Source organism: Bacillus cereus group sp. N11 (assembly GCF_016483605.1).
Taxonomy (GTDB): Bacteria; Bacillota; Bacilli; order Bacillales; family Bacillaceae_G; genus Bacillus_A; species Bacillus_A toyonensis.
The window spans coordinates 45,301-67,460 of the sequence record NZ_JAEHBN010000020.1 but is presented as its reverse complement, the minus strand read 5'-3'; the positions used below and the strand labels follow the sequence as shown (position 1 = coordinate 67,460).

Genomic DNA, 22,160 nt, shown 5'->3' with positions numbered 1-22,160 from the left:
CGAAATTTGAATAATATTGAAAGAAAATAATAGTGCACAAAAATTAGAACCACATACTAATAGTAAATCTTATCACTAGATATAACAATAGAGAAATAAAAAAGAAGATAGAATAAAACTCTATCTTCTCGTGTATAAAACAATAAAATTTCATAGAAAACAATAAATCTTTAACTATAAATATTGAAAGAACTAAATTTATAACGTAAAATTTTCCATTATATACAACAATTAGAACGGGAGATGAATCATGCAAAAAACACTTCGAAGTATACCTTCATTAGGAGTTAACCTGGCATCATGTATCATTCTGCTAATCATGTGTTGGAGTATCTTTCAACAACAAGATTTGGCATTTAGTCCTTTTATCATCTTTGGGATATGTACTTTCATCATTTTCATATATGCCCTCGTTTTCTTAACAAGAAATATAAGCACAAAAAAATACGTCTATACGATAAGCATCGTTTATCTACTGATATCTATCATAATTATTAAATTAGTCCCTTCTTCTCCAATTTCTGATTTTCAGTACATGTTGGATGGAGCTAAAGAATTAGCCGCTGGCAACATGAAAGCCATTAAGGATAATCAGTACTTCTTTTGGAATACTACTCAGTTGGGCTTTACAATTTACGAGGCACTTGTTCTTACATTAACCTCACATAGTTACTTTGCCTTACAGTTCTTGAATATTGTGTATACATTGCTAACAGGTTTAGCTATTTTTTACATAGCTAAACACCGATTAAACAATGAAATCTTCGGGCGATTTGGTTTCATTTTATACGTAACATCTATTAACTTATTTTTACTAGTCCCTGTGCTCACAAATCAGCATCTTTCTATGATGTTGTTTTCTTGGGGAACGTATCACCTATTAGCACGCGATGAAAATAAAAATTACATAAATATGGTTTTTGGTGGTCTGCTATTCGCTTTAGGAAATATTATTTATCCTATTGGGATCCTATTTTTAATAGCTGCCGGGCTTTTCCTTTTATTCTTTCACAGCAATATTTTAAAAAGGAATTTCATTTCTTCTATAACATTTATTTCTACATACTTAGTTATCTTATATACTTTAGCCTATATTCCTGTAATGCTTAATATTTCACATAACCCAATAACCAATGCGGATTCTGGCTGGAAATTTGTTATAGGCTTGAATAAAGAATCTAACGGCCAATATTCCTTAGAGGACTTCGCTAAATTAAGACAAAGTATTGTCGATTTTGATATAGAGGAACATAATCGAATTCAAAAACAATTAATTAAAGAAAGAACCGAAAATTTAACCGACCTTATCCCTCTTATGAACAAAAAAAATATTATTATGTGGGGTAGTCCAACGGATTCTTATGCATATATCCCTATAAATGATATCGCCAGAAATACTATCAACGATGTTTCATTTATAAAACTAGACTTTATACACTATGTATCGATTATGTTGCTGAGTATGGGTTCTGTCTTTATTTTTCTTTTCAGTTCTCCATTTAAAAATTTAAACATGAAGTATTTTCAAATTCTGATTATCGGTGCTTTTCTCATTTACTTAGTGACTGAAGTTCAAATTCGTTATCGCTATTTCTTCTTCCCGATCTTCATTATACTTGCAGCCTTTACTTTGCAATATATAATGAATTTATCATTATTTAAAATGAATAAAGCGCAAGCTGGTTCAACGGCATCCACTGATTCATAACCCTTACCAATCTGGTATTTACGGGACAAACAATACAATTATGAATAAAAAAATCCCTAACTCACAACGATGTAAGTTAGGGATTTTTAACGCGCCCAGAGGGATTCGAACCCCCGGCAGACGTGGTACCGGAAACCACCGCTCTATCCGACTGAGCTATGGGCGCATGATTATAAAATATACTTCATTTTCTCTTCATAATAATAGCAATAAAAACCATTTAAATCAATAAAAACTCTTTGATAACACATTGTACGTACGCTTTTTCCTGCATAAAAACGCCCCCTAATTTCTACATTTAGGAGGCAATTCTTAACCATCTTATTTATCTAGTTTCTTTTTAATCCCTTTTGGAATTTCATTTGGCTGTACTTCTTGGTATGTTTCAATAATATTCACCTTTTATTTTAACCTTTACATATGCCCCTTCTCTAAGTCCACGCGGCGCATAAAACTTAACATCTCTTTCTTCACCCGAAGCGGATTAACCAGTAAATTTATAGTCTCCAGCTACCTCTCCAACTGTGGATAATCGACCGGATTCTTTCGCTTTTACATATACAAAGTCTTCTTTCACAAGCGGATTATATGTATCAATCACCTCATTATGAGAAAAGCTTGCCAAACCAATAACTAATATAAAAATTCCAATTAAACCCATTTCCCTCTCCTTAATATATCCTTTTAACTTGCTTTACGTTCTTTATTCTAGGAGAAAAAGTTTTTCCACTATCGCTTCCCCTTACATATTCATTACAAAATTGTAATCTACACGTGTAATACACCTAAATTTTCCAATCATAAATTCACCTCAACTCACAAATTATAATCTTTGAATTGATATTCCAAAGGGGGCTTCATTCAATGACTGTAATTACAAAACTAAAGCAAACTGTTTCTGGATTAAAAAGTGCACAAGCTAGCTTAGAGGGATTCGCTCTTGATACGGATAACCAACAAGCAAAGCAACTTTTCCAAACAGCTGCAGAGCAAACGCAAACTATTATTGATTCTTTAAACCCACGCGTTGAAGAAGTCCAACAAGAAGAACCACAATATTCACAGCAATAACCGAAAGTACCATTTCATCTAATGGTACACAATGTGAGAAAAAGGGTGATATGCAATCATCCTTTTTCTCGCATTACATAATGCAATAGAAATGGAATGATTATAATGCGAAAACTTGGAATCATAACCGCGTTATTTATGCTGCTATTCGGTTCACTTACCGGATGTGATAATAGCCCGTTAGATAAAAAGGTAAAGAAAGAAGAAGCGAAGCGAACAGATGAGAAAAAAGGTCCTAAATTAACAAAAATGAGTACAGAATCCTTTAATCAATCTATATCGCAAGACGCTAAGAAAAAAGCTCTTGGTATCGAAGGAATTATAGAAGCTACCGCAGTTAATACAAATTTAGATCTTTACATAGCCATCAAACCTGAACATCACGAAAGATTTGGTTTAAAACCTTTACGAAGTAAATTAAAAAAGAAACTAAGTGATGAAAATCCTACTTTCGATATTCGTGTAAGTACAGACAAAAAGATCTTTATGCTCATAGAAGAACTTGAAAACAAAATTAAGAAAAAGAAAGTAAGTAACGACGGCATCAAAAAACAATTGAAACTCATTCAATCAGAAATGGGATCTAATATTTAAGCTTTCTAATAGAGAAGGAAGGATTCAAATGTCTAGTAAAGATAAAAACTTAACACCTGTACAACAAGAATATAAAAAATTCGAACAACAGCGCGAACCAAAACGCCCCGTTTTAAAAAATTGTATAAAAGCTTTTTTCGTCGGCGGATTCATTTGTCTAATAGGCCAACTGATTTCTACCTTTTATATTACGTATTTTGATTTCACTGAACGCTCTGCCGGGAACCCTACCGTTGCAACTCTTATTTTTATCTCCATGCTACTTACGGGATTTGGCGTCTACGATCGCCTTGGACAATTTGCTGGTGCTGGTACCGCAGTTCCCGTTACTGGATTTGGTAACTCTGTTATTGCCGCATGTATTGAACACCGTACAGAAGGATTCGTTCTTGGCGTTGGTGGTAACATGTTTAAACTAGCAGGATCAGTCATCTTATTTGGCGTATTTTCCGCTTTCGTCATCGCACTTATTAAAACGATTCTCGTTCAATGGGGAGGGTTATAAATGTTACAAGGACACCGAACATGGGTATTCGAAAACAAACCAGTTATTATTTCAACAGGTGTAATCGGTGGCCCCTTTGAGGCAAAGGGGAAAATCCCTGAAGACTTCGATACCCTTCATGAAGATTTATGGCTCGGACAAGATTCCTACGAAAAAGCACATAAAATTTTGTTTGAAGAAGCTTGTAGCCGTGCTACAGAAAAAGCGAGACTTAGGAAAGATGATATTCAATTCGTTCTCGCTGGAGATTTAATTAACCAAATTACGCCTACTAGCTTTGCATGCCGCACACTTGGCACACCTTATCTCGGATTATTTGGTGCTTGCTCTACTTCTATGGAAGGTTTAGCGCTCGGTGCAAGTATCGTAAATGCAAAAGGCGCAAAATATTTATTAACTGGAGCTTCAAGCCATAACGCTGCTGTGGAAAAACAATTTCGTTATCCAACTGAATATGGTGGTCAAAAACCTCCTACGGCCCAGTGGACAGTAACTGGTGCGGGCGCAGCTATTTTAAGCGATACAGGACATGGCCCAAGAGTAACTTCCGCCACAATTGGGCGCATTGTTGATATGGGATTAACTGATCCATTTAATATGGGAGGTGCAATGGCCCCTGCTGCTGTCGATACAATTGAAGCTCATTTAAGAGAAAGAAATCTTGATGCATCTCACTATGATTTAATCGTAACAGGAGACCTCGGACATGTTGGACGCGAAATTGCTTATGACTTACTACATAAACATGGGACAAAAGTAACGAGTGAACAATTTCAAGACTGCGGACTACTCATTTATAGAGAAGGTCAACCTGTAATAGCCGGCGGAAGTGGTCCAGGCTGTTCAGCGACAGTCGTATACGGTCACTTATTAAACCGAATGAAAAGAGGAGAATTCAAAAAAATACTTGTCGTTGCGACAGGCGCTTTACTATCTCCACTTACATTCCAACAAGAAGAAACGATTCCGTGTATCGCCCACGCCGTTTCGATTGAATTTGGAGGTGCAACGCAATGATTTTCTTCTGGGCTTTTGTAATCGGTGGACTTATATGTGTAATTGGACAACTTATGTTTGATGTTGGCAAACTAACACCAGCTCATACAATGGCAACACTCGTTGTTGCTGGAGCTATATTAGACGGATTCAATTTGTATGAACCACTAATTGATTTCGCCGGGGCTGGGGCAACTGTACCTATTACAAGCTTTGGAAACGCCCTCGTTCACGGCGCGATGGAAGAAGCTGCAAAACATGGAATCGTCGGCGTAATTACTGGTATGTTTAAAGTAACGAGCGCAGGTGTATCCGCAGCGATTATTTTCGGCTTCATTGGAGCATTACTATTTAAACCGAAAGGATAAGAGGTGTTTGCATGACTGTTATCGCTAGCGTAAAAACTTGTCTTGCTAGTTTAAGGGGCGCTCAAGCAAGTTTAAGCTCCCTTTCATTAAATTCACAGGATGAAGAATCAAAACGCGTATTTCATGAATGTATGTTAGAAATGGACAGCGTCATCGCTGATGTAAAAGATAGAGTTTCAGTATTAGAACGTGAAGAACCTCAATATAAAGGGTTTTAAGTAGACTGGAGGAAATGACTATGTCTCACCTGCCCGAATGGACACTCGTTATTCTTCGCTCTGTATTCATATTAATCATTTTATTCGCTATTACGAAATGGTTAGGGAAAAGACAGATCTCTCAGCTCTCCTTTTTTGAATACATAGCCGGAATGACAATCGGTGACATCGCTGCCCAAGTATCTACAGGGCTCGATTCAAAATTTTTCCACGGCGTCTTTGCGATACTCATTTTCGCTGTGGTACCTTTTTTCACAGGAATCCTCTCCTTAAAGAACAAAACAGCTCGGGACTTCTTTGAAGGGAAATCTACCGTATTAATAAAAGATGGAAAAGTACTCGAAGATAACTTAAAGAAAGAAAAATATACAAGTGACGAATTACTTGAACTACTCCGAGGAAAAAATGCATTCAGCGTAGCGGATGTTGAATTTGCTGTACTAGAACCGAGCGGTGAATTAAATGTATTATTAAAGAAAGATCGCCAACCACTTACAGCAAAAGACGTAGGTTTAAAAGTACCAAACGAGAAGGAACCACAAACTGTTATTATGGATGGAAATGTACTAGATGAACCTCTGTCATCAAGCGGGCATAACCGCGCTTGGCTACATTCAGAATTAGAAAAGCTCGGCGTTGTCATTGAAAATGTTTTTCTCGGTCAAGTTGACTCATACGGGCAACTTACTATCGACATTTATAATGACAAACTCCAAATGCCTTCTCCTCAAAACAAACCTTTATTATTGGCATCTTTAAAAAAATGTCATGCTGACCTTGAGCTATTTTCTTTAGAAACAAAATCGAAATCAGCAAGCGAAATGTATAGTAAAAACGCGAAACAAATCGAAAAGATTTTAAATAGAGTAACCTATCTTTTAAAAGAATAAATATCGAAAGAACGCTTCAATCAAAAGGCGTTCTTTTCTTTTTTTCTACAGTTTTCATGACGTTTAAATTTATGTAATTCGGTTATGATGTTGAAGATACATAAGCAGGGAATTTTAAAAACATAGCGAATATTTCATGGTACAACTACATATTTTTTTGATTTAAAGTGGTTTCGTTTGACCTTTATTGACCATAATTGTATTATAAGACTAAGAAAGCTTTAGAAGGAGGAAATAACAGATGAATTTAATTCCTACAGTAATTGAACAAACAAATCGTGGAGAACGCGCTTACGATATTTACTCTCGACTATTAAAAGACCGCATCATTATGCTTGGTAGTGCAATTGATGACAACGTAGCTAACTCAATTGTTTCCCAGCTTTTATTCTTGGAATCTCAAGATCCAGAAAAAGATATTCACATCTACATCAATAGCCCTGGTGGTTCTATCACAGCAGGTATGGCAATTTACGATACAATGCAGTTTATTAAACCACAAGTATCAACAATCTGTATCGGTATGGCTGCATCTATGGGTGCATTCTTACTTGCAGCAGGTGAAAAAGGAAAACGTTTCGCTCTTCCTAACAGTGAAGTAATGATTCACCAACCACTTGGCGGAGCACAAGGTCAAGCGACTGAAATCGAAATCGCTGCAAAACGTATCCTATTCTTACGTGAAAAATTAAACCAAATTCTTGCTGACCGCACAGGTCAACCACTTGAAGTACTACAACGCGACACAGACCGCGACAACTTCATGACAGCAGAAAGAGCTTTAGAATACGGCTTAATTGATAAGATCTTTACAAATCGTTAATAGATTTAAAGCGGAAGCGGCTCGTTCAGAATCGCAGGGCGATGGAGCCCCTGATTCCGAGAGGCGCTTTTTGCCTCGAATGAAGGGGCGAAGCGACCGGAGATTCTAGCCGCTGGAGCTGGATGCACTTAAAAGCAGAAGCGCCCTATTACAGGGCGCTTTTTTATTATCATGCCCTCCGTCTGTATACCCATCCCGGTATTCCCCTAAATATATCAACGATTTTTCAATTATATCGAACAAAACTCAAATTATATCAACGATTTTTTTAATATATCAACGGTTCGACACAACATATCGATTTACCGACAATCTACGACAAGGACAAACCAGCTACATACCCCCTATCCCGCAAACTCCCCTTAAGTAAACAGCAAAAACAAAAAAGCTATCGCACATGCGCGATAGCCATTTTATTGTACATATGCAGCTAATGCTTCTAAAGCCTCTTCTGCATCTGAACCTTCTGTTGTAATTGTTATCATGCTACCAGTTCCGATTGCTAAGCTCATAATCCCCATTATGCTCTTTGCATTTACTGTCTTTCCATCTTTCTCGATAAAGATATCTGCATGAAAGCGATTTGCCTCTTGTACAAACAACGCAGCCGGACGTGCTTGCAAGCCGTTTTTTAATGAAACTTTAACCTGTTTTTGAACCACAGCTCCATTTCCCCTTTAACCTCTTATTTTTTTGCTATCGTTTCCCCCGCGCGTAATTTCTCTGCAATATCATCGATTTTACGCAAACGATGATTAATACCCGATTTACTAATTTTCCCCCCGGATACCATCTCACCTAACTCTTTCAATGTTACATCTTGATAATCTCTTCGTAGTTGCGCAATTTCTCTTAGTTTATCTGGCAAAATATCTAGACCAACTGACTCATCAATATAGCGGATATTTTCAATCTGCCTTAGCGCTGCACCAATTGTCTTATTTAAATTAGCTGTTTCGCAGTTCACTAGTCGATTCACTGAATTACGCATATCACGAACAATTCGAATATCTTCAAATCTTAAAAGTGCGTTATGAGCACCTATAATATTTAAAAATTCCGTAATTTTTTCTGCTTCTTTCAAATACGTAATGTACCCTTTTCTTCTTTCCAACGTCTTACTATTTAAATCAAATCCGTTCATCAGTTCACATATAGCATCATTATGTTCCTTATATAACGAAAAGATCTCTAAATGATAAGATGATGTTTCTGGGTTATTTACTGAACCACCTGCTAAAAATGCACCTCGTAAATACGATCGTTTACAACATTTCTTCTCAATTAATTCTTGTGATATATTTCGAATAAATGAAAAGTCGTCCCGGACAATATGGAGATCTGCTAATATTTCACGAGACTTCTCAACAAGCCGCACAATATATACATTATTTTTCTTCAATCGCATTTTTTTACGAACAAGTAATTCTACCGTTACGTCATATCCTTTTTTCAAAAGCGTATAAATCCTTCTTGCAATTGCCGCATTTTCCGTTTGAATATCGATAGATAGACGACGATTTGAAAAAGAAAGCGACCCGTTCATTCGAAGTAATGCTGATAATTCTACTTTCTCACAGCATTCCTTCACCTCAAGATTCGTCAACTCTTTCTTTGTTTCCGATGCAAATGACACAGTCAACACCTCCTTATACGATTATTATGGAACAAAAATCTTGTCCTATATGAATGAGGAGCGTTACCTCAAAACGAGGTAACGCACATTTATAACAGTGAATATAAAATAGAAGCTAACTTTAACGTATCATGCCTTACAACACGCTCATCATACTTCGCTAATCTATCTTGAATGACATCAATATTATTTTCAGTAAAACGCTCTTCATCCACTACAACTGGTGTCGACATTTCTTCCTCGTATAACTTGCGTAATTCACAAGGAATATCACGATTATTTACAATTGCAGTATCGATAAATGGTTGCCCTAAATGATCATGTAACGCCTGCACATGATCAAACGCAGTATACCCCATCGTTTCACCCGCTTGTGTCATAACATTACATACATATACCTTCTTTGCTTTTGCAGCAAGAACAGCGTCCCCAATTTTATTAACAACTAAATTCGGCAATATACTCGTATACAAACTTCCTGGACCGAAAACAAGTAAATCAGCTCGTTTAATCTCAGCTAACGTTTCATGTAACGGCTCTACATCTTCTGGAGTTAAAAAGACACGGTTAATCTTCTTTCCGAAATACGGAATCTTTGATTCACCTGTTACAATTTCTCCATCCTCTAGTTCCGCATGCAGTACTGCACTTTGATTCGCTGCTGGTAATACACGTCCTCTGACATTTAATACTTTACTCGTTTCTGTAATTGCATGGAAAAAGTCTCCTGTAATCGAGGTCATACCTGCCAATAACAGATTTCCTAACGCATGACCTTTCAGTCCGTCTCCCGTTGTGAAACGATGCTGAAATAAAGCTTCCACCAGGGGCTCTACATCCGACAGTGCAACAAGTACGTTACGAATGTCACCTGGGGGTGGAATTTCTAGCTCATCACGTAATCTACCTGAACTGCCACCATCATCAGCGATTGTAACAACTGCTGTAATATCAACAGGATATTGCTTTAATCCTCTTAATAAAACAGAGAGTCCAGTTCCTCCTCCCATGATGACAATTTTAGGTTTTCTCTCTTTTTTCATCCCCTAATGGCCCTTTCTCTTCTCCACATCACGATGAGATACATGAACGCTATACTCTGGTTTCAAATGTTTCCCAAGGTACTCTGTAAGCGTAACAGAACGATGCTGTCCACCTGTACATCCAATTGCAATTACAAGTTGACTTTTGCCTTCTCTTTTATAATGAGGCAGCATGAAAGTAATGAGATCTATCAGTTTCTCTAAAAACTTATGTGTCTCATTAAATTTCAGTACATACGACGAAACTTCTTCATCTAGTCCTGTTAATGGCTTCATATGTGGAATGTAATATGGATTTGGTAAAAAACGAACATCAAATACTAAATCTGCATCAATTGGAATACCGTACTTAAATCCAAAGGACATAACATTTACACGAAATGCTTGCTCAGTTTCAGTAGAAAACAAATGAACAATTTTTTCACGTAATTCTTTCGGTTTTAAATCCGATGTATCAAGCACAATATTCGCTCGTGCCTTCATATCTGTTAATAAACTACGCTCCGCTTCGATTCCCTTTAACGGCAAACCAGTCGGCGCAAGCGGATGCGAACGTCTCGTTTCTTTATAACGAGTTACAAGCGTACTATCTTTCGCATCTAAAAATAAAATATGAGGAATAATCCATGTACGTTCTGATAAATCATCAAGCGCTCCCCATAAATGTTCGAAAAACTCTCGGCCACGTAAATCAACGCCAAGCGCTACTTTATTCATTTTCCCTTTTGAATCCGACATAAGCTCAATAAACTTCGGCAATAACATCGGCGGTAAATTATCTACACAAAAATATCCTAAATCTTCAAAACTTTGTAAAGCTACTGTTTTTCCGGCTCCAGACATTCCTGTAATAATCACCATTTTTATATCATTATTCTCTGTCATCGTATCCTCTCCTTGGCAATTTAACTCGGATCTAATCGATATGAAAGCAGCTCAAAATCTGGGGTATATACAAATGTACCGTAGATTATACCATTCCCTTTAATTAAATAATCAATAATGTGATAATCTCCTGGCGCCATTGCTAAATCATCAATCTTATCAAATGTATGCCAACCAATGATGCCTTCTTCGCTCTCTAGTTTGTTTTCTCCTGCAAAATCTGTCGCTAAAAAGGAGAACATCATCCATTCAGAAACAACTTTATCACCTTCTTGGATGACAAAGGTGAAGACCCCTTTTAACGCTGGGTTCTTTAAATAAATACCTGTTTCTTCACGATACTCGCGAACAACGGAATCTCTTACTGTCTCACCACGCTCCATCTTCCCGCCTGGTGCAACCCACCAATTTCGGCGAGGTTTTTGGAGTAAGAGTACTTCATTATCTCTAATTAACACACAGTTTGTCACTCTTTGCATGTTTCTTCACCTCAGCTACTTGCAGCAAAATTTATCACTGCATACTCATTTCATTATACTATCAAAAACAGTTTGCTACAACGAAGGAGCCAGTCCTCTTTCGCTAAACACATAGTCCTCAACAATTGTAAAAAAGCTTTCTATAACAAGCAATCTAAATGCTTGCAATTACAATGAATCACACATAAAAATCCCCTTAACGATTTTTATCGCTAAGGGGATTACATTCTTTATTTCTTACCGAAATAAGTAACAATCGTAAATCCTAAAATGAAGGTAATGATCGAACTTACAATTGAAAATCCGCCAGTTGGAATACCAGGGAAAACAATTACAATCGAACCGATAACAAGTCCAATAATTACTGCAAATGTCATATTTTTATAACGATCTAATAAAAAGCTAATTCCTTTACTACTTACAACAAATCCGACCATAACACCAGCACCAATAACCATAATTAATGGTAAATTAAGTGTAGTTAAAGCGTTAATTGCCGTTGGATAAACACCAATAATTAATAAAATAAACGATCCGCTAATTCCAGGAAGGAGCATAGCCATACTAGCCATCCATCCTGCGAAAAATAAACCGATTGCATTTAAAATTGTTAACGTCGTAATTGGATCTGCTGCCTTATCTGGCTTAAAGAACGCTGTTATCGCAACAAGAATAGCTGCAATTATTAATAAAGCGATGTGCTTACCTTTAAACGTCGCCTTTGCATCAGCTTCTCTCATTAACATCGGTAATATACTAATAATTAAACCGAGGAAGAAAAATTGAGTCGGTTCATAATGATTTGCAAGTAAATATTTAATAACGTGACTTAACGTTAAAAACGCTGCCGCCACACCAGCTGCAAGGGGAATTAAAAATCCTAAATGTTTTTTCCATTCACGACTAAAGAACCCGCTAATTGCCGCAAGCAATTGTTCATAAATCCCTAACACTACAGCGATTGTACCGCCACTCACACCAGGAATTAAATCACTAACTCCCATACAAAATCCACGATATATATTACGCCATTCCATACTGAATAAATTCCTCATTTCTTATAGTGATTTTTTCCGTAAAGTCCAGTATATCAATAAGAAAGCTTATAATCCTAATTGTTTTTGACAAAACTTTGACATTTTTACATAAAAAAAGAAAGCTCCTATCGGTAGCTTTCTTCTCAAAAGGAGTATTACCCCTTATTTTTCTGTTACAGTTTTTAATTCCTCTAATAATTCTTCTACGTAATGTTGTGCACTTTGTGCAGCAATACTACCGTCACCTGTTGCCGTTACAATTTGACGAAGCATTTTTTCACGAACATCACCTGCTGCGAAAATACCAGGAACTTTCGTTTCCATACGCTCGTTCGTTTCAAGGTAACCATTTTCATTTGTAATACCTAGTTCAACAAATGGTTTTGATAAAGGTAACATACCGATGTATACGAAAACGCCATCAGTTTTTACTTCTTTCTCTTCTCCACTATTTACGTCTACAAGTGTTACACTTCCTACTTTACCATTTGCATCATTAATTTCTTTTATAGTGTGATTCCAAATGAAATCCACTTTCTCGTTTTGGAATGCACGATCTTGTAAAATTTTCTGTGCACGAAGAGTGTCACGACGGTGAACGATTGTTACTTTTGATGCGAAGCGCGTTAAGAACACACCCTCTTCAACAGCTGAATCTCCGCCTCCAATAACAACAAGTTCTTTTCCTTTAAAGAATGCCCCATCACATACTGCACAATATGATACACCACGGCCGCCAAGCTCTGTTTCACCTGGCACACCAATTTTTTTATATTCTGCACCGCTTGCAACGATAATTGCACGTGCTTTATATTCTTTTTTACCAGCAATAATTGTTTTATATTCTTTACCATCGATGACTGCTTTCACATCACCATATGCATATTCAGCACCAAATTTCTTCGCATGCTCGAACATTTTATTTGATAAGTCTGGTCCTAAAATAGACTCATAACCTGGATAATTTTCTACATCTTCTGTGTTTGCCATTTGGCCACCTGGAATACCACGCTCAAGCATTAATGTGCTTAAATTCGCACGAGATGTATATACTGCAGCTGTCATACCAGCTGGTCCTGCACCAATAATAATGACATCATAAATTTTTTCTTCTGACACACCATTCACTCCTATCCATTCCTACACAATTAAGTTACCCTCATTATACTGTTAGCATCATTTTTTTCCCAATGATTTGCTTATACTATGTGTGCGTACGCTTAACAGCTTGCACATACTTTCGAACAGTCGCTACAGATACATTATATACATCTCCAAGCTCCGACTGTGTCATCTTATTTCCTTGTTCGCCGCGCACAATATATTCAATTGCCGCCGACCAACCGTACACGTTTGTAAAAACAGACCCGGATGTATATAAACGTATGAACGTACAAAACCAAAAGTGTAAACACTCTTCGATTAGTTCATCGTCCTTTTTCGTATAATTATATAATGCGTCCGCGATTCGCGCGCATTGTTCAAATTGCTGTAAATCAGCAGGAATACCTTTATGACTATTAAGTAAAAAGAAATACTTTGCAAGTTGCGATACAATTGGAACACCATTTTTCACTTGCGTTACATCAAAAAAGAATCCGACCTTCTCTGGTGTTGACAATTCATTCATTAAATATAAAGCTAGCATTTGCTCCTCTAGCGTTGCACTTTGCTGAAATGACTTTTGTAATTCTTCAAACAACACGTTTTGCCCTTCATCCGCTAAACTTAGTGCGTTCCACGGCTCTTTTCCTTTTTTATCAGGGTGCAATTCTACTACATGTTGCCACATTTTTTCAGCTACTTGCTGATTTTTCACCATATACGCAGAATAAGCAAACCAATAATAAAAACTTACGTCTCCCTCATATCCTTGACGCTTTAATACTTTAAACCACTTATATGCATGCTCGAAATAACCAATTGTTGCAAGGGTCGTTCCAAGTTTCAAACGATGTTCAAATGAAATCGGATATACTGAAACTAGCTGTCCCGCTAATGCTTCTACTTGTTTATGTTCCCCAATTGAATATAGAAAAATAAGCGTATTACAAAGCGCATGTATATTACCAGGATTTTTCTCTAAAATCATTTCCGTTAATTTCAGCGCTTTGTCTACATTACCAGATTGAAAATGTGCGATGGCTAAATTATTATGACCCGACCAAAATTCCGGATAATCTTTCGTAACAATTTCTAATGTAGCAATGGCTTCTTCTAATTGTCCATTACGAATATAACGATTTGCCTCTTCTTGCATAACAATTAAATCATCTTCATCCTCAATCTCTTCCGCACCCATTGCTTCTTCTTCCATAATCTCAAGCAATTCTAATGTATCTTCTACAAATTCCTTCTCTTTCGCAACTTCTAAATATCGATCCGCATACTTCTTCGCTTGTTGAAATAAACCCATATATGCATAATTATTTGCAATAAAATAATAGCATTGTTCAAGTTCAGGGTTGGATCTAGCAAGCTTTAGAAATATCTGATTCGACTCTTGGTATTCACCAGCCTCAGATAACGCTATTGCTAATTGGCATAAAATAAACGGCTCCTTCTCGCTTTGTGCCGCTCTTCGAAAATATTTAATTGCATCTTGCAATTTTTGCCCTTTGTAAGCCCTCATCCCTTTTTTATAAAAGAAGTCCGCTAATTGGTTAAAAGAGATAACTTGTCCGTTCTCCTTATATATCCTTTGATTTTTCCCCATATATCCTCCAGTTTTTTGTTTTCTTCGCTCACACATTTTTCTATCTATAAGTATAAACGATTCCGTAAAAAACAAAACAGTATATTATACTCAATTATTTCCTTTTTATTCATAAAAAAAGAAAAGAAATGTTACATTTTTAGCATCAACCTTCTCGGGCCGCCATTTCCTCTTTCGTATAAATAATACGCATTGGATTTCCACCTACGAAAGCGCCGCTCGGTACATCTTTATGGACAAGTGTTCCAGCCGAAACAATGGCGCTATCTCCAATCCTTACCCCTGGTAAGATTGTCGTGTTCGCTCCAATCATCACTTCATTCCCTATGACGATCTCTCCAAGTCGATATTCACGAATCAAATATTCATGTGCTAAAAGCGTTGTATTGTATCCGATAATTGAATTGTCACCCACAGTAATTTTTTCGGGAAACATAATATCCGGCATAACCATAAGTGCAAATGATGTTTTTCCCCCTACTTTCATTCCTAAAAACGTACGATATAACCAATTCTTCACAGATAAAAATGGTGTGTAACGTGCAATTTGAATAATAATAAAGTTTTTCATTACCTTCCAAAAAGACACGGTTTTATACACATTCCATAATGAATTCTCTCCTGAAACAGGATAGCGCGTTGTCCGTCGCACTTAACCCTCTCCTCTACTTATGATCGGTTAATACCGGACAAAATCGGCAGTAAATCACTCATTTTATCTAGCATAAAGTCTGGTTTGTAAGATTCTAAATACGCTCTACCTTTCAAAGTCCATGAAACCGCAGCTGTTTTCGTACCCGCATTTTGTCCGCCGACAATATCATGGTGATTATCCCCAACCATCACTGTTTCTCCTGGTTTCGCATGTAGTAACTCGAGCGCTTTTTGAAGTGGTTCTGGATGTGGCTTCACATGTTCCACATCATCAATTGTCACGACAACATCAAAAAACTCATCAAGCTTTGACAACTTTAATCCCATCTCAACGGTTTGTCTCGCTTTCGTTGTAACAATACCAACTTTATAACCTTGTTTTTTCAACTCTTGAACTGTTTCGTATACAGTTTCATATTCTTCTACTAATTCATCATGATGCTCATGGTTAAATTGACGATAACATGTAATCATCTCTTCAACTTTATTTTCATCAATCTTGCTGAAAGTATCATGCAAAGATGGACCGATAAATGGCAGCACATCTTCACGCTTATATTGATCTGAATAATATGTATTTAAAGTGTGTAAAAAAGAAGAAATAATAAGTTCGTTTGTATTAATTAAAGTTCCATCTAAATCAAATAACACTGTATTTATTTGCATCGCCCTAGTCCTTTCGCTTTCCTGAATATGAAAGAAGCAGCATCTTATAATAAGATGCTACTTGTCTCTAATTTTCTGAATATCTTTTATCAGCTTGCCCCATTTTTCGTCTCACAATAATGAAAATAATAGAAATAACAACAAGTCCAATTGACATTACTTGTGCAATACGAAGTGGTCCTAGCATTAAACTATCTGTACGTAAGCCTTCTACGAAGAAGCGCCCTACTGAATACCAAATTAAATATGTAAAGAATAATTCCCCGCGTCGTAAATTCACTTTTCGTAGTGCGAGTAATAAAATGACACCTGCAAAATTCCATAATGATTCATATAAAAACGTCGGGTGATAATACACACCCTCGATATACATTTGATTAATAATGAAATCTGGTAAATGAAGACCTTCTAAAAACTGTCTCGTTACTTCATCACCATGCGCCTCTTGGTTCATAAAGTTTCCCCATCGGCCAATTGCTTGTCCTAATAAAATACTCGGCGCAGCAATATCCGCCAACTTCCAGAATGAAAGCCCGCGTCGTTTTGCAAAAAGAATACCTGTAATAACAGCCCCGATTAAACCACCATGAATCGCCAAGCCACCTTGACGAATATTAATAATTTGACTCGGATTTTGCGCGTAATATTCCCATTCAAAAATAACATAGTACATTCTCGCAAATAGAATAGCGATCGGTACTGCAATTAATACAAGGTCAACAAATGTATCTTTTGGAATACCTAGCCTTTCTCCCTCACGAGTTGCTAGCCAAAGACCTAATAGCACACCTGTACCGATAATAATCCCATACCAATAAACAGGAAACGGCCCAAGTTGGATGGCTACGCGGTCAAGCTGTGGTACAGAACCTAACAGCATATGTATGACCTCCCTCTCCAAAGTTTACTCCTGATTCCCTAACTCAATCGCACTCATTAATCGTTCAGAGAACTGTTGTGCCGCATTGACTCCCATACGTTTCAAACGGAAGTTCATCGCTGCTACTTCAATAATAACAGCCAAGTTTCGGCCAGGACGAACTGGAAGTGTAATCTTCGTAAGTTCTGTATCAATAATCTTCATCTTCTCTTCATCAAGACCTAAGCGATCATAATTTTTCTTTTGATCCCAAATTTCAAGATTAATAACAAGTGTAATACGCTTATAATTTCGCACTGCCCCTGCACCAAATAACGTCATAACGTTAATGATACCTAGACCACGAATTTCTAATAAATGCTCAATTAAATCTGGTGAGCTTCCTACTAATGTGTCTTCATCTTCTTGGCGAATTTCTACACTATCATCCGCAACAAGGCGATGGCCACGCTTCACAAGTTCAAGAGCTGTCTCACTTTTACCAACACCACTTTGACCTGTAATTAAAACACCAACACCGTAAATATCCACTAATACACCATGAACAGCAGTTGTTGGTGCTAACTTACCTTCTAAATAATTTGTTAAACGACTTGATAATCTCGTTGTCGTTTGAGAAGAACGTAATAAAGGCATGCCTGATTCACGTGATGCTTGTAATAACTCATCTGGCACATCTTGATTACGAGTTATAATAATACATGGCGTCTCCTCGGTACAAAGCGCTTTCATTCTCTCTTGTTTTTGCTCTGTCGTTAACGTATCAAAGAACGTAAGCTCCGTTTTTCCAAGAAGCTGCACGCGATCAGCTGGATAATATGTAAAGAATCCTGCCATTTCAATTCCAGGTCGTGATAAATCACTTGTATCAATCGGACGATGAATTCCTTCTTCACCACTTATTAACTCCAATTGAAATTGTTCAATTAAATCTTTTGTCCTTACTTTTGGCATATGTATAAACCTCCACTCCGCTGCGGGTTCAGTCTCGTTTGATGTAAAATTCCATTCTACCGGATATTGTACCATTTTTTTCTGGAAACAAGAAATACGGTTTCTCATAAATAGAAAAAAACATTTCATACGAATGATGAAATGTTTTTCTTTTTGTCATTTTCTCTTTTTTTCATATAACGGTTCAACAATTGCCTTTTCAATTATCATATTAAAAATAGAAATACAAATTGCGGCAATAATTGCTACGCCAAACCCTGTTATATTAAAAGCATCTCCTAATAATGAATCTGTTATTTTTAACGTAATCGCATTAATAACAATTAAGAAGAACCCGAACGTTACAACAGTAATTGGTAGCGTAATTAAAATTAAAAATGGTTTTACAAACACATTTAAAACCGCCAATATAATACTCGCAATAATTGCAGTTTGTATATTTGCTACGTAAAACGCGTCTGGTGCAATCCCTTTTAAAAGTCCCGATACAGCGATTAACACAACGCTATTTACAAGAAGTGATACAATCCATCTCATTTTCTTACACATCCTTTTGACATATATATTTCATCATACGCTAATAGACAATAAACGCAAGTATCATACAAACACTTATATCAACTTATTCTACCCTTCATGCTTGTATACCTACTAACATCTCCTAGTAAAATAAGGACCACACCATCTATGTTCATGAGTTTTTACAAAAGTCCAAGTGAAATCTTTATCTACAATATATATATCACCTTTATACATATCATCTGTTTCACGTAATATATCATCCATACTTAATAAACTCGCATCTTTTATTAGTAGTACATCATTACAGTGTTGATAGAAGATACAGCACTCCTTTTTCACTTCATTATGAAACGCGTTCTCCGCTTCTTTCCCCTCTAAACACTTCTTCTTCTCATAACTAAATATGTGCCAAAGATACCCACAGCCATACTTATCTCCATAAATGAAAATGTCTTCTTTTTCTTCATCACTTAAATGGTTTACAAAATGCTCCTCCCAGCGCTTGCGAAAATATACACCCCAATTTTGAAACTCTCTTACCTTCATATTTTTCTTTCTTAAAACATCTATAAACTCCATTTTCTCCCTCTATGAACGAAAAACCGAGTGTCATTTCCACTCGGTTTTTCGTAATAAACTTATTGCGATAGCTCTACTTCTTTTATTTTCTCTTTCATTCTTGCTTTATCACGATTTAAAATCTCTTTTAAATACTTACCTGTATACGAGCGTTCTTCTTTTACTACTTGCTCTGGCGTTCCAGAAGCGACGATTTGTCCACCTTTGTCCCCGCCCTCTGGTCCAAGGTCAACGATATAATCAGCTGTTTTAATCACATCTAAATTATGTTCAATTACAAGTACCGTCTCACCACTCTCTACAAGACGTTGCAACACTTCTAGAAGACGTGCAATATCATGTGCATGTAAACCCGTCGTTGGTTCGTCTAAAATGTATAACGTACGCCCTGTAGAACGACGGTGTAATTCAGAGGCTAATTTCACGCGCTGTGCTTCACCACCTGATAACGTCGTTGCCGGCTGTCCTAATTTCATATAACCTAGCCCAACGTCTACAAGCGTTTGAAGTTTACGCTTAATTTTTGGGATATTAGCGAAGAACTCTACCCCATCTTCAATTGTCATTCCTAATACTTCAGAAATGTTCTTATCTTTATATTTCACTTCTAACGTTTCACGGTTGTAACGTTTACCATGACAAACTTCACACGGCACGTATACGTCTGGTAAGAAGTGCATTTCGATTTTAATAATTCCATCACCACGACACGCTTCACAACGTCCGCCTTTCACATTAAAGCTAAAACGTCCTTTTTGATATCCGCGCACTTTCGCTTCATTCGTTTGAGCAAACACATCACGAATATCATCGAATACACCTGTATACGTCGCTGGGTTAGAACGTGGTGTACGACCGATTGGCGATTGATCAATATCAATTACTTTATCTAAATGCTCAAGACCTTTAATCTCTTTATGAGTACCTGGCTTCGCTTTCGCTTTATATAACTTTTGCGCTAACGATTTATATAGTACTTCATTAATCATCGTACTTTTACCTGATCCAGATACACCCGTTACCGCTACAAACGTACCAAGTGGGAATGACATCTTCGCATTCTTTAAGTTATTCTCTTTTGCACCGACAATCTCCACTTTACGTCCGTCACCTTTACGTCTTTCAAGTGGAACTGGAATAAACTCTTTACCGCTTAAATATTTTCCTGTTAACGAATTCTCATCTTGCATAACTTCAGCTGGTGTACCTGCTGATACGACTTGTCCACCGTGAATACCTGCGCCAGGCCCGATATCAAGTAAATAATCAGCTGCCATCATCGTATCTTCATCATGCTCAACAACAATTAACGTATTTCCTAAATCACGCATTTCCTGCAATGTACGAATAAGACGATCGTTATCACGCTGATGCAAACCGATAGAAGGCTCATCAAGAATGTAAAGTACGCCAGTAAGACGAGAACCAATTTGCGTTGCTAGGCGAATACGCTGTGCCTCACCACCTGATAAAGTACCAGCCGCACGACTTAACGTTAAATAATCTAAGCCAACGTTTACTAAGAAACCTACACGTTCTTGAATTTCTCTTAAAATTAAATGAGCAATTTTTTGTTGTTTCTCCGTTAACTCAACATTTGAGAAGAATTCCTGTACTTCTTGAACAGAATATTTCGTTACGTCAGCAATCGTTTTATCACCAACGAAAACAGCTAAACTCTCAGGCTTTAAGCGTCCGCCTTTACACTTCGGACAAGCTTGCTCCGCCATATATTTCTCCATTTGTTCACGAACATAATCAGAACTCGTCTCACGATAACGACGCTCTATATTCGGAATAACACCTTCAAATAAAATCTCATTTTCCTTTACTTGACCAAATTCATTTACATAGCGGAAATAAACTTTCTCTTCACCGCTCCCGTACAACACTTTATCAAATAAATCTTTCGGTATATCTTTCACAGGCATATCCATGTCAACGCCGTAATGATTACACACAGATTGTAAAAGTTGTGGGTAATATTGTGAACTTGTCGGTTCCCAAGGAGCAATCGCATGTTCATTTAATGTTAAATCCCAGTTCGGAATGACAAGCTCTAAATCTACCTCTAACTTTGAGCCAAGTCCATCACAAGAAGGACATGCACCGAACGGACTGTTGAATGAGAACATACGTGGCTCTAATTCACCAATTGAAAAACCACAATGCGGACATGCATGATGTTCACTAAATAGAAGTTCCTCTTCTCCCATAACATCGATTAACACTCGTCCCCCGCCAAGCTTTAATGCACTTTCAAGTGAATCAGCAAGACGGCTTGCAATTCCTTCTTTTACAACAATACGGTCAATTACAACTTCTATGGAATGCTTCTTATTTTTATCTAACGTAATCTCTTCTGACACATCTAGCATTTCACCATCAACACGTACACGAACATAACCTTGCTTCTTAATATCTTCAAGTACTTTCACATGTGCACCTTTACGTCCTGACACGATAGGAGCTAACACCTGTAATTTCGTACGTTCAGGATATTCAAGAACACGATCTACCATCTGTTCCACTGTTTGTGATGTAATTTCAATTCCGTGATTTGGGCAAATCGGCGTACCAATTCGTGCGAATAATAAACGTAAATAATCATAAATCTCCGTCACTGTCCCGACAGTTGAACGTGGATTACGACTCGTTGTTTTTTGATCAATCGAAATCGCTGGTGACAACCCTTCAATCGTATCGACATCCGGTTTATCCATTTGTCCTAAAAATTGGCGTGCATACGCAGATAACGATTCTACGTATCTGCGCTGCCCTTCTGCATAAATTGTATCAAACGCTAATGACGATTTCCCTGAACCAGACAATCCCGTTACAACAACAAGCTGATTTCTCGGAATGGTTACATCAATATTTTTTAAGTTATGTGCTCTAGCACCTTTTACAACGATAAAATCCTTGCTCATGCTCAC

At 37.1% G+C, this 22,160-nt stretch carries 25 protein-coding genes, 1 tRNA gene and 1 pseudogene; 9 read left to right on the top strand and 18 right to left on the bottom strand.

Annotation, left to right across the window (positions count from 1 at the left end; all coding sequences use genetic code 11):
* The first annotated feature begins 250 nt into the window (after window positions 1–250).
* A complete protein-coding gene (locus tag JDS98_RS25135) occupies window positions 251–1,708 on the top strand; it encodes a glycosyltransferase family 39 protein (RefSeq protein ID WP_199634459.1) in 1,458 nt (485 codons plus the stop codon).
* A 90-nt stretch (window positions 1,709–1,798) separates the two neighbouring features.
* On the opposite strand, the gene JDS98_RS25130 is transcribed toward JDS98_RS25135, so the two are convergent.
* The 3 genes and pseudogenes from JDS98_RS25130 to JDS98_RS25125 form a co-directional block, all read right to left on the bottom strand.
* A tRNA-Arg gene (locus tag JDS98_RS25130) sits at window positions 1,799–1,874 on the bottom strand.
* A 219-nt stretch (window positions 1,875–2,093) separates the two neighbouring features.
* A pseudogene (locus tag JDS98_RS30805) lies at window positions 2,094–2,147 on the bottom strand (YxeA family protein); the annotation flags it as partial.
* A 45-nt stretch (window positions 2,148–2,192) separates the two neighbouring features.
* Entirely contained in the window at window positions 2,193–2,369 is a 177-nt protein-coding gene (locus tag JDS98_RS25125; protein ID WP_199634458.1) for an ABC transporter ATP-binding protein, read from the bottom strand.
* A gap of 203 nt (window positions 2,370–2,572) precedes the next feature.
* On the opposite strand from JDS98_RS25125, the gene JDS98_RS25120 reads away from it, so the two are divergent.
* The 8 genes from JDS98_RS25120 to clpP all read left to right on the top strand — a co-directional run bounded on the left by JDS98_RS25120 (window position 2,573) and on the right by clpP (window position 7,173).
* A complete protein-coding gene (locus JDS98_RS25120; protein ID WP_000216160.1) occupies window positions 2,573–2,779 on the top strand; it encodes a DUF1657 domain-containing protein in 207 nt (68 codons plus the stop codon).
* 105 nt (window positions 2,780–2,884) lie between these two features.
* Window positions 2,885–3,373, top strand: coding sequence for a YhcN/YlaJ family sporulation lipoprotein (locus tag JDS98_RS25115; protein WP_098099555.1), 489 nt, complete (start codon window positions 2,885–2,887; stop codon window positions 3,371–3,373).
* Window positions 3,374–3,401: 28 nt separating this feature from the next.
* On the top strand, window positions 3,402–3,878 hold the full coding sequence (spoVAC, locus tag JDS98_RS25110; RefSeq protein WP_000095411.1) for a stage V sporulation protein AC: 477 nt from the start codon (window positions 3,402–3,404) through the stop codon (window positions 3,876–3,878).
* Window positions 3,879–4,895, top strand: a complete 1,017-nt coding sequence (gene spoVAD, locus JDS98_RS25105) for a stage V sporulation protein AD (protein ID WP_000938948.1) — start codon at window positions 3,879–3,881, stop codon at window positions 4,893–4,895.
* A complete protein-coding gene (gene spoVAE, locus JDS98_RS25100; protein WP_000575919.1) occupies window positions 4,892–5,242 on the top strand; it encodes a stage V sporulation protein AE in 351 nt (116 codons plus the stop codon). Before spoVAD ends, spoVAE begins: the two co-directional genes overlap by 4 nt.
* A gap of 11 nt (window positions 5,243–5,253) precedes the next feature.
* A complete protein-coding gene (locus JDS98_RS25095) occupies window positions 5,254–5,460 on the top strand; it encodes a DUF1657 domain-containing protein (protein WP_000215895.1) in 207 nt (68 codons plus the stop codon).
* A 20-nt stretch (window positions 5,461–5,480) separates the two neighbouring features.
* Window positions 5,481–6,350 carry a DUF421 domain-containing protein gene (locus JDS98_RS25090; protein WP_097954027.1) on the top strand — a complete coding sequence of 290 codons (870 nt, stop codon included), beginning with the start codon at window positions 5,481–5,483 and terminating at the stop codon, window positions 6,348–6,350.
* A gap of 241 nt (window positions 6,351–6,591) precedes the next feature.
* The gene (gene clpP / locus JDS98_RS25085) at window positions 6,592–7,173 is read left to right on the top strand and encodes an ATP-dependent Clp endopeptidase proteolytic subunit ClpP (protein WP_001049156.1); all 582 of its coding nucleotides are present in this window, start codon (window positions 6,592–6,594) and stop codon (window positions 7,171–7,173) included.
* 413 nt (window positions 7,174–7,586) lie between these two features.
* On the opposite strand, the gene JDS98_RS25080 is transcribed toward clpP, so the two are convergent.
* The 15 genes from JDS98_RS25080 to uvrA all read right to left on the bottom strand — a co-directional run bounded on the left by JDS98_RS25080 (window position 7,587) and on the right by uvrA (window position 22,154).
* Entirely contained in the window at window positions 7,587–7,835 is a 249-nt protein-coding gene (locus JDS98_RS25080; protein WP_000250298.1) for an HPr family phosphocarrier protein, read from the bottom strand.
* Window positions 7,836–7,858: 23 nt separating this feature from the next.
* Window positions 7,859–8,809, bottom strand: a complete 951-nt coding sequence (gene whiA, locus JDS98_RS25075) for a DNA-binding protein WhiA (RefSeq protein ID WP_000006570.1) — start codon at window positions 8,807–8,809, stop codon at window positions 7,859–7,861.
* An 89-nt stretch (window positions 8,810–8,898) separates the two neighbouring features.
* Window positions 8,899–9,852 (bottom strand): gluconeogenesis factor YvcK family protein, encoded by a 954-nt coding sequence (locus JDS98_RS25070; RefSeq protein ID WP_000712174.1) that lies wholly within the window; start codon window positions 9,850–9,852, stop codon window positions 8,899–8,901.
* 3 nt (window positions 9,853–9,855) lie between these two features.
* Window positions 9,856–10,737 carry an RNase adapter RapZ gene (rapZ, locus tag JDS98_RS25065; RefSeq protein ID WP_000138467.1) on the bottom strand — a complete coding sequence of 294 codons (882 nt, stop codon included), beginning with the start codon at window positions 10,735–10,737 and terminating at the stop codon, window positions 9,856–9,858.
* Between the two features lie 20 nt (window positions 10,738–10,757).
* Window positions 10,758–11,216: an NUDIX hydrolase gene (locus JDS98_RS25060; protein WP_001190080.1), complete on the bottom strand. Its 459-nt coding sequence runs from the start codon at window positions 11,214–11,216 to the stop codon at window positions 10,758–10,760.
* Between the two features lie 230 nt (window positions 11,217–11,446).
* Window positions 11,447–12,253, bottom strand: coding sequence for a DUF368 domain-containing protein (locus JDS98_RS25055; RefSeq protein ID WP_000455191.1), 807 nt, complete (start codon window positions 12,251–12,253; stop codon window positions 11,447–11,449).
* Between the two features lie 162 nt (window positions 12,254–12,415).
* Window positions 12,416–13,372, bottom strand: a complete 957-nt coding sequence (gene trxB / locus JDS98_RS25050) for a thioredoxin-disulfide reductase (protein WP_001288066.1) — start codon at window positions 13,370–13,372, stop codon at window positions 12,416–12,418.
* 85 nt (window positions 13,373–13,457) lie between these two features.
* Window positions 13,458–14,969 (bottom strand): tetratricopeptide repeat protein, encoded by a 1,512-nt coding sequence (locus JDS98_RS25045; RefSeq protein ID WP_199634457.1) that lies wholly within the window; start codon window positions 14,967–14,969, stop codon window positions 13,458–13,460.
* Between the two features lie 145 nt (window positions 14,970–15,114).
* Window positions 15,115–15,621, bottom strand: a complete 507-nt coding sequence (locus JDS98_RS25040; protein ID WP_001255057.1) for an acyltransferase — start codon at window positions 15,619–15,621, stop codon at window positions 15,115–15,117.
* Between the two features lie 17 nt (window positions 15,622–15,638).
* Window positions 15,639–16,289: a pyrophosphatase PpaX gene (gene ppaX / locus JDS98_RS25035; RefSeq protein ID WP_199632563.1), complete on the bottom strand. Its 651-nt coding sequence runs from the start codon at window positions 16,287–16,289 to the stop codon at window positions 15,639–15,641.
* Between the two features lie 67 nt (window positions 16,290–16,356).
* The gene (gene lgt, locus JDS98_RS25030; RefSeq protein WP_000924230.1) at window positions 16,357–17,169 is read right to left on the bottom strand and encodes a prolipoprotein diacylglyceryl transferase; all 813 of its coding nucleotides are present in this window, start codon (window positions 17,167–17,169) and stop codon (window positions 16,357–16,359) included.
* Window positions 17,170–17,193: 24 nt separating this feature from the next.
* On the bottom strand, window positions 17,194–18,123 hold the full coding sequence (hprK, locus tag JDS98_RS25025) for an HPr(Ser) kinase/phosphatase (RefSeq protein WP_001127251.1): 930 nt from the start codon (window positions 18,121–18,123) through the stop codon (window positions 17,194–17,196).
* A gap of 156 nt (window positions 18,124–18,279) precedes the next feature.
* Window positions 18,280–18,660 (bottom strand): phage holin family protein, encoded by a 381-nt coding sequence (locus JDS98_RS25020; RefSeq protein ID WP_001267312.1) that lies wholly within the window; start codon window positions 18,658–18,660, stop codon window positions 18,280–18,282.
* A gap of 114 nt (window positions 18,661–18,774) precedes the next feature.
* A complete protein-coding gene (locus JDS98_RS25015) occupies window positions 18,775–19,224 on the bottom strand; it encodes a DUF4275 family protein (RefSeq protein WP_199634456.1) in 450 nt (149 codons plus the stop codon).
* A gap of 59 nt (window positions 19,225–19,283) precedes the next feature.
* Window positions 19,284–22,154, bottom strand: a complete 2,871-nt coding sequence (gene uvrA, locus JDS98_RS25010; protein WP_000030983.1) for an excinuclease ABC subunit UvrA — start codon at window positions 22,152–22,154, stop codon at window positions 19,284–19,286.
* Between the last annotated feature and the right edge of the window lie 6 nt (window positions 22,155–22,160).